The organism is Roseovarius pacificus (genome assembly GCF_900142665.1).
Taxonomy (GTDB): domain Bacteria; phylum Pseudomonadota; class Alphaproteobacteria; order Rhodobacterales; family Rhodobacteraceae; genus Roseovarius; species Roseovarius pacificus.
This window is the reverse complement of sequence record NZ_FRBR01000033.1, coordinates 1-10,199: the sequence shown is the minus strand read 5'-3', so window position 1 is coordinate 10,199 and position 10,199 is coordinate 1. Positions and strand designations below refer to the sequence as shown.

8 protein-coding genes and 1 pseudogene are annotated in these 10,199 nt (G+C 56.3%); 6 read left to right on the top strand and 3 right to left on the bottom strand.

What is annotated here, in order from left to right:
- Positions 1–328: 328 nt before the first annotated feature.
- The 6 genes and pseudogenes from torT to BUB53_RS23095 all read left to right on the top strand — a co-directional run.
- Complete coding sequence (gene torT / locus BUB53_RS21845) at positions 329–1,399, top strand: TMAO reductase system periplasmic protein TorT (RefSeq protein ID WP_229709626.1); 1,071 nt, start codon at positions 329–331, stop codon at positions 1,397–1,399.
- Between the two features lie 3 nt (positions 1,400–1,402).
- Entirely contained in the window at positions 1,403–2,926 is a 1,524-nt protein-coding gene (locus tag BUB53_RS21840) for a sugar ABC transporter ATP-binding protein (protein WP_073038156.1), read from the top strand.
- Positions 2,923–3,963, top strand: coding sequence for an ABC transporter permease (locus BUB53_RS21835; RefSeq protein WP_073038154.1), 1,041 nt, complete (start codon positions 2,923–2,925; stop codon positions 3,961–3,963). Before BUB53_RS21840 ends, BUB53_RS21835 begins: the two co-directional genes overlap by 4 nt.
- A gap of 950 nt (positions 3,964–4,913) precedes the next feature.
- On the top strand, positions 4,914–5,957 hold the full coding sequence (gene ribA / locus BUB53_RS21825; RefSeq protein WP_073038161.1) for a GTP cyclohydrolase II: 1,044 nt from the start codon (positions 4,914–4,916) through the stop codon (positions 5,955–5,957).
- A 328-nt stretch (positions 5,958–6,285) separates the two neighbouring features.
- A complete protein-coding gene (locus BUB53_RS21820) occupies positions 6,286–7,308 on the top strand; it encodes an IS110 family RNA-guided transposase (protein WP_073038150.1) in 1,023 nt (340 codons plus the stop codon).
- Positions 7,309–7,630: 322 nt separating this feature from the next.
- Positions 7,631–7,783: pseudogene (locus tag BUB53_RS23095) on the top strand (transposase); the annotation flags it as partial.
- A 384-nt stretch (positions 7,784–8,167) separates the two neighbouring features.
- On the opposite strand, the gene BUB53_RS21810 reads toward BUB53_RS23095, so the two are convergent.
- The 3 genes from BUB53_RS21810 to BUB53_RS23400 all read right to left on the bottom strand — a co-directional run bounded on the left by BUB53_RS21810 (position 8,168) and on the right by BUB53_RS23400 (position 10,045).
- Complete coding sequence (locus tag BUB53_RS21810; RefSeq protein WP_073038160.1) at positions 8,168–9,196, bottom strand: IS110 family RNA-guided transposase; 1,029 nt, start codon at positions 9,194–9,196, stop codon at positions 8,168–8,170.
- Positions 9,197–9,298: 102 nt separating this feature from the next.
- Complete coding sequence (locus BUB53_RS23405; protein ID WP_268238481.1) at positions 9,299–9,778, bottom strand: IS5 family transposase; 480 nt, start codon at positions 9,776–9,778, stop codon at positions 9,299–9,301.
- 3 nt (positions 9,779–9,781) lie between these two features.
- Positions 9,782–10,045, bottom strand: a complete 264-nt coding sequence (locus tag BUB53_RS23400; RefSeq protein WP_268238482.1) for a transposase — start codon at positions 10,043–10,045, stop codon at positions 9,782–9,784.
- Positions 10,046–10,199: the final 154 nt, after the last annotated feature.

Here is a 10,199-nt window from a genome sequence, read left to right as displayed (position 1 = left end):
GAAAGCGACCGCTCCGCCTTGTGCCTGCGCAACTGCGCTTCCAGAAAACTCCGCTCCTCATCGCTGAGTTCAATCGCAACTGATGCCCGTCCACGAATGCTCGCCCCCTTGATTTGCCTCAAGTCAATGATGACAAATTCAGTTCCGGGTGACTAGCCATTAACAGCGCAATTGCTTCGCTAGCCACGGACTGAACCACATATCAATGTGCAGTTTCCCGCAATTTGTTCTGCACAAAACGACAATAACGCCAAATAGCAGGGTGATTTAGTCATGTGAAGCGCGATGCGCCCCAAAAGACAATCAAAAAATTAACAGGGAGTATGACATGAAGAACATGAATATATCTGTCGCGGCTGCGGCCATAGCGGTTTTTTCTGGAAGCCCGGCGGCTGCAAAGGACTGGTTCCCTTATCCGGTGAATATCTGGGAGCCGCCGTTTGTCGACGACGCCGTCATAAGCGATGGTGAGTATGTGCCACTCGATAAAGCCGATCAGCAACATCAGCTCTGCGTGTCGTTTCCTCATATGAAGGACGCCTACTGGATGGCTGTCAATTACGGCGTTGTCGAGGAGGCGAGACGTCTCGGCGTCAATCTGCAAATAACCGAGGCAGGTGGCTATACTGAGCTAAACAATCAGATTTCGCAGATTGAGGATTGCGTGGCCGGAGGAGGCAAGGCGCTGATCCTTGGTGCGATTTCTTTTGACGGATTGAACAATATCATCGGCCAGTTGAAACAGAAGGGCGTCCCAGTGGTCGATATGATCAATGGCGTGTCGTCCCAAGATATCGCTGCCAAGGCCATTGTGTCCTGGAGGAGTGTGGGCCGTACTCTTGGTCAGTATTTGGCAGAACAGCATCCCGCTGGCTCAGATCCAGTTAAGCTTGCGTGGTTCCCTGGTCCCGCAGGGGCAGGCTTTGTCGAAGATGCGACATCCGGCTTCAAGGAGGGTATCGAAGGCTCTGCAGTCGAGTTAGTTGAGGTGCGCTATGGCGACACAGGCAAGGAGGTTCAGACCAGACTAATCGAGGACGCGTTGCAAACCTATCCTGATCTTGATTATGTCGCCGGCTCTGCGGTAGCTGCGGAGGCCGGTATTTCGGTCCTGCGCTCCAACGGGCTGACCGATAAAGTCCGGCTTATGTCCTATTATTACACCCCTGGTGTCGACCAAGGAATTCGGCGCGGTCAAGTGCTTGCGGCGCCTACCGATTCTACCGTCATCCAAAGCCGCATTGCAGTCGATCAGGCCGTCCGCATTCTTGAGGGCAAGGGAGTGACCCAACACGTTGCGCCGCAGATATTTATTATCAACAAGGACAATGTGGACATCGTGGACATGAACGCAGTTCTTGCCCCCGGTGATTTCCGTCCCATTTTCACGGTCGAATAACCCATGGAATTTGGCAACCTGACAGCAGCGCCGCTACTTGAGGTTGAGGGAGTGTCAAAACATTATCCTGGCGTTTTGGCGCTAGACAATGTCAGCTTCTCTCTCCTGCCCGGCGAGGTCCATGTACTCTTCGGCGAAAACGGCGCGGGTAAATCCACTCTGATCTCTCTAATCTCGGGCGCGATTCACCCCACATCCGGCATGATCCGGATGCGGGGAGAGCCAGTGCACTTCGCTTCGGTCAACGAGGCCCGCTCAAGAGGCGTCACAACAGTGTTTCAGGAATTCTCTTTGATCCCCACGATGACGGTGGAGGAGAATATCTGCCTTGGCAGCGAGGCTGTGCGGCGCGGCATGATCGACCGCCGCGCAATTCGCTCTGAGGTGCAATCCGTTTTGGCGAGGCTTGGCTTTGACCTTCCGCCACACGCGCTGGTGGCTACGCTATCGCGCGCCGAACAGCAAATGGTAGAAATCGCCCGCGCCTTTCGCGGTGACCTATCGGTGTTAATTCTGGACGAACCAACCGCCAGTCTGACCGACAAAGAGGCCGAACGTCTGTTCGACCTGGTCGCCCATGCCAAAGCACATGGGGTAGGGATCATCTATATCACCCATCGCCTGCGAGAAATCGAACGTCTGGCCGACCGCATCACCGTCCTGCGCGAGGGCAAGAATATTTCTACCGTCCCGGCCCACGGCATCAGCGAAGACCGGCTAGTCAAACTAATGAGTGGGCGCGAAATGGGCGCGGTGTTTCCGGCCGTGACTCACCGCCCGGCCGAACCGCTGTTCCGAGCAGAGGGGCTGACTACCCGGTCGGGTTCCGTCCGCAGTGCCAGCATAGAGGTGCGGGCAGGTGAGATTGTCGGTCTGGCAGGGCTCGTCGGATCAGGCAAATCGGAACTCATCCGCGCCGCTTTTGGGATCGAGCCGTTGACCGCAGGCCGGGTGACGCTGAATGGCCAGGAAATCACTGGCGCCCGACCGCAAAAACTACTGGATGCCGGGTTGATCTATCTGCCACCTGACCGCCGGGCTGAAGGGCTGGCTATGATGCGCCCTTGCCGAGAAAACCTAAGTCTTCCAGCTCTGCGCCAGAGCCCCTATCGGCGCGGTGCCTTTATCGACCGCCGGGCCGAGCGCCGCGAAACCAATCGCCTGCTGACCGAGATGGAGCTTTACCCGATGCGCCCTGATTCAGATGTCGAAGCCTTCTCAGGCGGCAATCAGCAAAAGGTGATGCTGGGCCGTAGCCTGACTAGGCCATTTTTGGTCTATGCTTTCGACGAGCCCACTGTCGGCGTCGATGTCGGTACACGGGCTGCGATCTATCGCTTTATCGCCGGGCTTTGCGAAAGTGGCGCGGCGGTGATCCTGATCTCGTCTGACTTGCCGGAAATCCTGCATCTGTGCAATCGCGCCTATGTCTTTGCCAAGGGGCAGGTCACAGCTGAAGTTCCGGCCGACCAGTTAGATGAGCCAACCATCTTGAAGCATTTCTTTGAAAGGGAGAACGCAGCATGAGAACCTTATTGTCCAAAAGCATAACCGCCACTCCCTCAGGCTTGGTCCAGTCGCAACTTTTAAAACGGAGCTTTGTCCGTCTGGGTGTGCTGCCATTTCTTCTGGTAATCGCGCTGGTAACCTTTTCTTTCTTGTCCTCCAGCTTTCTGACCGTTAGCAACCTTACTAATGTAGTACGTCAGTCGGTGTTTCTGGCTATCGTGTCGATGGGACAGATGATGGTGCTGCTGACCGGAGGTTTTGACCTGTCAGTTGGTACGATCCTGGCGCTAACCTCGGTTGCGACAGCGATGGCGATGGCGACGCTGGCGCAGATTTTTCCCGACAGCATCTTTCTGATCATCACGCTGGGTTGTCTGGCCGGGCTCGCGGTCGGCACCATCGTCGGCGTGATAAATGGGCTTGGCGTGGCATTTCTGAACGTTGCGCCTTTTATCATGACCCTAGGCATTGCATCCACGGGTTTTGGCATCGCGCTGTCGCTTACCGGAGGTACGCCAGTTTATGGCATGCCGATGGAGTTTGGCAATGTCTTCGGCTTTGGCACCTTCCTGTCCATCCCCGTACCAATCTGGATCGCGGCGCTGGTCGTACTATTGACATGGGGCATCGTAAATATGACACGCTATGGCCGGGCGCTGTACGCGGTCGGCGGAAATCCCCGCGCCGCTATGCTTTCAGGCATCGACACCCGCAAGACTCAGTTTCTAGTCTATGTCGTCTGTGCCTTTTTGGCTTCAATCGCGGGCGTGTTGCTGACCGCGCGCCTGGACACTGGCGAAGCCAATATCGGATCCTCTATGCCGCTGGAATCAATCGCAGCCTGTGTGATTGCGGGCGTGAGCCTTCGCGGTGGTGTGGGTAAGGTAGGTAGCGTGGCACTGGGTGCGGTCTTTATCAGCCTTGTCCAAAACGGAATGAATCTAGCCCGGATCGACTCCTATATGCAGACCGTGGTGATCGGTCTGATCCTGATTGCAGCGGTTGTAGCTGACCAGCTGCGCCTGCGCTATATCGCGGATTTGCGCGGCAGTTGACAAGATTTCCGAGCCCCGCCGTTGTGGTGGGGTGCGGAATACGAGCCAGAAATGCCTAATTTCGTCGCAAAGAGAACCTGGAACATGCACAAATATCAGGATTGGCACTGGCTATATCCCGCCGACCCTCTCAAATCCTACGCGCTCAGTAATGACCACTGGGCTTACAGTCTGCAACGCGACACTCCAAGAAACAGCGAAGTCATCATATCGCCTGAGCTCTGCTGCTGCGGGACGTCATCGTCACCGAAGTTCATACGCCAGACGCCGGAATGGCCACGCGCGACGCTACACGAACTCTTGGTCAACAGCACGGAATCGAAGGCTAGGTGGTCCACGAGGAAAAGCGTGTAATTGAACTGGGCGTGCGCACCGCAAAAATAATCCTTGGCTATCTTCATCTTCTGCCTTTTGACATCCTTCCACACAGACAAAGGCCATCTACTCCGACCGGCGGTCAGTTTAATTTGCAGGCCAGTCTTTGGCGTGCGCCTGATGTTCGAGGGAATATCGCACAATCTGAAAGTCCACCTGCGAGGTTTTCGATAGAAATTTATAAGCCCGTCAATGTTGCGTCACGCTGGGCGACGTCATGCTCCGAGATCTGAAATTCAACGGGTTGTATGTTGAGTTAAAGCAACCAAACGCTGGTGCTGGTTGAGACAACTTCCGTTTGGCGCGGGTGTAGCCGGATTAGACGATGGATCTTCATTTCGCGTAGGTCGCACCGCAACGCGAAGAGCGATAGGACACAGCCACGGCCCAAGCGACCGCCTAGCATCAGAAATGTGCATCGGATGCGCGCCCAAAAAGTCGAAAGTCAAAGACTTGAAGCGATCTTTTCACGCTAAAGATAGTCGGAAAAAGGAAGTTTTTAATTGCAGCCATTAACTCTAAACTTGGGTCCTGGGACCAGCGAGAAACTGGCCCGCGCTCGCAGCGACCTGCGCATGGGTGTTCCGATCGTTCTGACCAATCGCAACTCTCATATACTTGTCGTGGCGGTGGAGACGCTGACCCCAGCAAGGCTGGCAGCTTTCCGCGCGCTTGGTGATCCAGACCTGATTGTCTCCGCCCGCCGTGCCAAGGCGTTGGCGTCCAACATCGACCTTTCGAAGTGTCCAGAGACAATTGCTCAGTTTAAAGTGCCGAATGGCGCCGACTGTAAGTGGCTGCTATCAAAGGCCGATCCGGTGTCGGTCTACGATGGGCGGCCGGAAAAAACTCTTCGCCCGCTGCACTCGGATCAAGCGGAACTTCTGCGGGGCACGCTTTCCTTGCTGAAAAGCGCAATGCTTCTGCCCGCCGCTTTGCTATTATCATTGCGTAATGCTGATAAGTTAAGCGCTATTCATGGGTTGACACAACTGGACCTAAATGCGGTCTGCTCCGAATTTTCCCGCTTGCCGACGCCCGTTCATACTGTAGCCGCGCAACTACCGTTAGTGCGAGCTGGCTTTGGGCGGATGCATGTCTTTCGCCCCGTCAATTGCGATCAAGAGCATTACGCAGTAGAATTTGGGACATTCGACCGCGATGTTACGGTGCTGGTGCGCATGCACTCCGCATGTTTCACCGGTGATGTGCTGGGTAGCCTGAAATGCGATTGCGGCCCGCAGCTTCGGGCGGCTGTCGAGCAATTGGGGCAAACCGAGGCGGGCATTCTCCTGTATCTGAACCAAGAGGGGCGTGGTATTGGGCTGGCCAATAAACTCCGAGCCTATGCTTTACAGGATCGTGGCTTGGATACTGTCGAGGCTAACCATCATCTTGGCTTTGAGGATGACGAACGGGATTTTCGAATCGGTGCCGCGATCCTTAAGCAAATGGGAATTCCACGCGTTCGGCTACTGACAAACAATCCTAGTAAACTGGCGGCGTTGAAGTGCTGCGGTATCATCGTGACCGAACGTGTGCCGCTGCAAGTCGGTAGAAGCAATGAAAATGCCGCCTATCTGAGAACAAAGGCGACGAAATCTGGTCATCTTCTTTAAGCTCCGGCAGTCGTCACGCGGCCTTGCCACCAGAGTCACCATTGCGCTTGTCATTTTGGGGACAAGAAATTTCCGGCTACCGCGCGAAACCCGATCGCCAGAATAAAGGCTGAAGCATTCGCGAGCGCCGCAACTAGTATATCCAGTATCGGCGCCATAGTGGTGGCAATAAACGCATGTGCGCTGAAGTATGTTCTGAATGCAGCCTCCGAATTGCCGGTGCCGCGTCCTGATTTTTGTGTCTGGCAAAGCCTGAGCTAATGGGATGAACTGCCTTCCCGCCAAACGCTGCTATTATGGCAGTCATAGGTGGAGAGAGGATCATCTGATGGATATCAAGGTTCTGGGCATTGATTTTGGCAAGACAGTTTGCAGTCTTGCTGGGCTGGATGAAGCGGGAGCGGTTGTGTTTCGCAAACGGCTCCAGCGGCACCGACTGCTGGACTTTCTTGCTACGCTACCGCCCTGCGTGGTTGCGATGGAAGCCTGCGGCGGGGCGCATCACATCGGGCGTTTTTGTCTTGAGAAGGGACATGAGCCCCGGTTGATGTCGCCGCTCTATGTCAAGGTTCACAAGAACGACGACCGTGATGCCGAGGCGATTGCCGAAGCCGCGACGCGTCCGACGATGTCATTCGTTGCGATCAAATCGGAAGAACAACTGGACCTTCAGGCTTTGCACCGTGCGCGGGAGCGTCTCGTGTCGGACAGGACGCGCCTGATCAACCAGGGTCGAGGCTTCTTGATGGAACGCGGCATCCGGGTTGGCACTGGGCGCCACGTCTTCCAAAAGGAACTGGCCAGATTGGCCACAGAGGGCATTGCCGATCTTTCACCCCGAATGCTCCTGCTCGTGACTGACATGGTGTCCGAACTGGACGTGATCAATGATCGGGTCGCAGCCATCGATGCCGAGATCAAGGCGCTGGCCCGGGCGGATGCTGATATGCAGCGGCTTATGGAGATACCTGGCATCGGTCCCACGATTGCGACGGCACTTGTGGCTGCCGTCGGCACGGGCACCTCAAGCAGCTTTGGCAAGGGGCGTGATCTTGCTGCATGGCTTGGTCTGGTGCCGCGGCAGATCACGACAGGTGGCAAGGCGAAGCTGATCGGCATCTCGAAACACGGCAATCGATATTTGCGCAAGCTCTTCATCCACGGAGCTCGATCGGTGCTGCATCTCGTGCGTGACAGGACGTCGCCAATAGCGGCTTGGGCAGACGCTCTGAAGGAGCGAGCGCATGCGAACGTCGCGGCGGTCGCCATGGCCAACAAGATGGCACGTATTGCTTGGGCTGTTCTGACGAAGGGTGAGAGATATCGGCCGAATGCCATGAGCGGCCTATAGTCGGGCAAACGCGCAACCGGACGAAGGAATCTGCGAGCGAGGAGGAGATGGACCAACGACCGACCGGCGTCTTGCAAGTCTGACGGGGGCATGGCCCTTGAGTGCCGATGAGCGAACGAGACACAGGACGCGCGACTTACCATCTTGGTCAGGGGCAAATCGAACAGCCCCGGAGAAAGACCGAATACATAGAAGCAGGGTCAGCGGCGCATCAACAAATCACTTGCAGGGGAAGGCAGTTCATACATGCTCCCAGAAAATCGGACACTGACGTAAGCTATGATTTGCAGTCTACTGATCTTCGACGAGAAGGAGATCAGAGATGTCGAAACGCAAACAACATGCGCCCGAGTTCAAGGCGAAGGTCGCGCTGGAAGCCCTGAAGGGCGAGGAGACCGCCGCCGAGCTGGCGAGCCGGTTCGGGGTGCATCCGACGATGATCCATCATTGGAAACGTGCGCTCCTTGAGGGTGCCTCCGTCAAACGTTTCTGCCTCAAGACAATGAACCGAACTTCGATTCCGGGTGACTAGGCTCAGGACTTCGGTAACGAGGGCGTCCCAGTCAAGCAGTTTTGCACAAAACAATTGATCCGCCATAGCGGTACCTTTGATAATTTTGGTTCTCGCCCTGGTTTCTGTCGCGGCTTCCGGCTGAGGTCCTTGGGGTACATGCTTCGGTTCGTGGTCAGCGCGATGGCTGCCAACATGATGCTGGTTCGATGTAATTCCGATGTGCCCATCTCATAGGCGTGCTTGGCAATGCCAGCGACAGTCCTGACCACGGCATCATCGGAACCACGTCCCTGCGGGACCTCGAAAGCCTGCAATCAGGCAGGCAACGGGTGGAGGATCATGCTATCAGACAGAGTTTGGCGCTGCATCTGACTGGAAGGTCGTGCCTCCCACCCAGATCCGATGAAGGATAACAGCAATGCGGCGTGCTAGAGCAACCATCGCGATTTTGCGCCCGCGCCGCTCCGCGAGCTGGCCCCGCCATGTTCTCAGCCATGTCGATCGGTTTCGGTTCATCATGACGGTTGCCGCCTGGCACAATGCTCGCCTCAGATTGACGTCACCCGCTTTCGTGATGCCGCCGGACACGTCCCGTTCACCGGACTGGTTGCGTGAGGGCGTCAGACCAACCCAAGGGCCGACCCGCTTCGAAGAGCGAAAGCGCTTTGGATCATCGATAGCCGCACGAAAGGTCAGCGCCACGACCGCGCCAATCCCCGGCATCGTCATGAGGCGACGGCATACTGAGTCGTCCCCGGCAAACTGGCGCACGCGCTTTTCGAGACCAGCCAGTTCCTGTCGCAGAGATGCTCTGGCCCGCAGCATAGGTGCTGTCGCGGTTTCCAACATTGGATTGCCATCCGCCAATTCCCGAATGCGCGCCTCAAATCCACCGCGAGAGATTGCACCTACCTTAAGACCAAAGTTCCGTAGCAGTCCACGCAGCGACATTTCCAATGCGAGCATACCCTGTTGAATGGCTTTCCGGGCGCCGAGAACAGCGCGGACTTCCTGAGCCGATACAGACTTACAGTGAACCGGACGGAACCAGCCGAGGTGGAGCAGGCGCGCAATTCCTTCGGCATCCCGCCTGTCCGTCTTGATCGGCATTGCCTTCAGCGCTCCTTTCACCTGCCGCGTTTCCATGAGCACCGCATTAAGGCCAGCTTCCGTCAGTCCTCGATGCAGCCATTGCGACAGTGGCCCAGCCTCCAGGCCGATTGCCGCGATGCTACCGTCCAGATCGCCCATCCAGCGCGCCAGAACCTTGGGTTCGCTTTCAATCTCTTCCTCTTTGATGATCTTGCCGTGCTCGCTGATCACGCAGACCGAAGTCTTCGCAAGCGATAAATCCAATCCAACAAACACCTTCATCCCGTCATCCTCCATCTGGGTTCAATACGGGTATTGCGACAACGCGGTGCTGATCTGACAAGTGGCAACGGCGGTGCGTGACGCAGGCCCCGTTACGGCATCTCATAACCAAAACATGACTGTTGCGGCGAGAGCGATGGCCGAGAGGAAGACTTCGGGGCAGCGGTCATATCGGGTGGCAACCCGTCGCCAGTCTTTCAGGCGCCCGAACATGATCTCAATGCGGCTGCGACGCTTGTAGCGGCGCTTGTCATTTTTTACAGGCTTGCCGCGCGAACTCCTGCCTGGGATGCAGGGCTTTATCCCTTTGTCTTTCAATGCCTCGCGGAACCAGTCCGCTTCATATCCGCGATCTCCCAGAAGCCATTCGGCCTTTGGCAAGCCGGCCAGTAGCGCCGCCGCGCCGGTGTATTCGCTAACCTGGCCGGCAGTCATGAAGAACCGAATGGGGCGTCCGGCGGTATTGGTGACAGCATGCAGCTTGATGCTCATACCACCCTTGGTTCGCCCGATCAGTCGTCCGCCCCCCCTTTTTGCCCCGCAGGCTGGATGCCGTGCGGTGGGCTTCCAAATAGGTTGCATCGATCATGATAGTCTTTTGATCCGTCGCCCCAGTGGCCAGTTCTTCGAAGATCCGGGCGAACACGCCATCTCACTCCAGCGATTGTAGAGCGTCTTGGAAGGGCCATATTTCTTCGGCGCATCGCACCAATGTAACCCATTGCGATTGATGCAGACTATCCCGCTCAGAATGCGCCGTTTATCGACCCGTGGTTTGCCATGGCTCTTTGGACAGAACGGCTGTACCCGCGCCATCTGCTCGCCGGTCAGCCAGAAAAGATTGCTCATCATGCCCCCATCAGTTCGGGAGCTTGAATCACGCAGCAGTGCAACCCTCAAGCCGATTAATGACCCCTGAGCCTATACATTGTCGAATAGTGCGGAAAGTTTTGTGCTGTTCTGCGAGTGATTAGGATTTGGTTTGCGCGGTGCTGACGGTGCT

What these genes read in the sequence shown, in the direction of transcription:
- BUB53_RS23405 (WP_268238481.1), bottom strand. Translation starts at nt 9,778, where the DNA reads ATGCAACCTATTTGGAAGCCCACCGCACGGCATCCAGCCTGCGGGGCA.
- torT (WP_229709626.1), top strand. Translation starts at nt 329, where the DNA reads ATGAAGAACATGAATATATCTGTCGCGGCTGCGGCCATAGCGGTTTTT.
- BUB53_RS21835 (WP_073038154.1), top strand. Translation starts at nt 2,923, where the DNA reads ATGAGAACCTTATTGTCCAAAAGCATAACCGCCACTCCCTCAGGCTTG.
- BUB53_RS21840 (WP_073038156.1), top strand. Translation starts at nt 1,403, where the DNA reads ATGGAATTTGGCAACCTGACAGCAGCGCCGCTACTTGAGGTTGAGGGA.
- BUB53_RS21820 (WP_073038150.1), top strand. Translation starts at nt 6,286, where the DNA reads ATGGATATCAAGGTTCTGGGCATTGATTTTGGCAAGACAGTTTGCAGT.
- BUB53_RS23400 (WP_268238482.1), bottom strand. Translation starts at nt 10,045, where the DNA reads ATGAGCAATCTTTTCTGGCTGACCGGCGAGCAGATGGCGCGGGTACAG.
- ribA (WP_073038161.1), top strand. Translation starts at nt 4,914, where the DNA reads ATGGGTGTTCCGATCGTTCTGACCAATCGCAACTCTCATATACTTGTC.
- BUB53_RS21810 (WP_073038160.1), bottom strand. Translation starts at nt 9,196, where the DNA reads ATGAAGGTGTTTGTTGGATTGGATTTATCGCTTGCGAAGACTTCGGTC.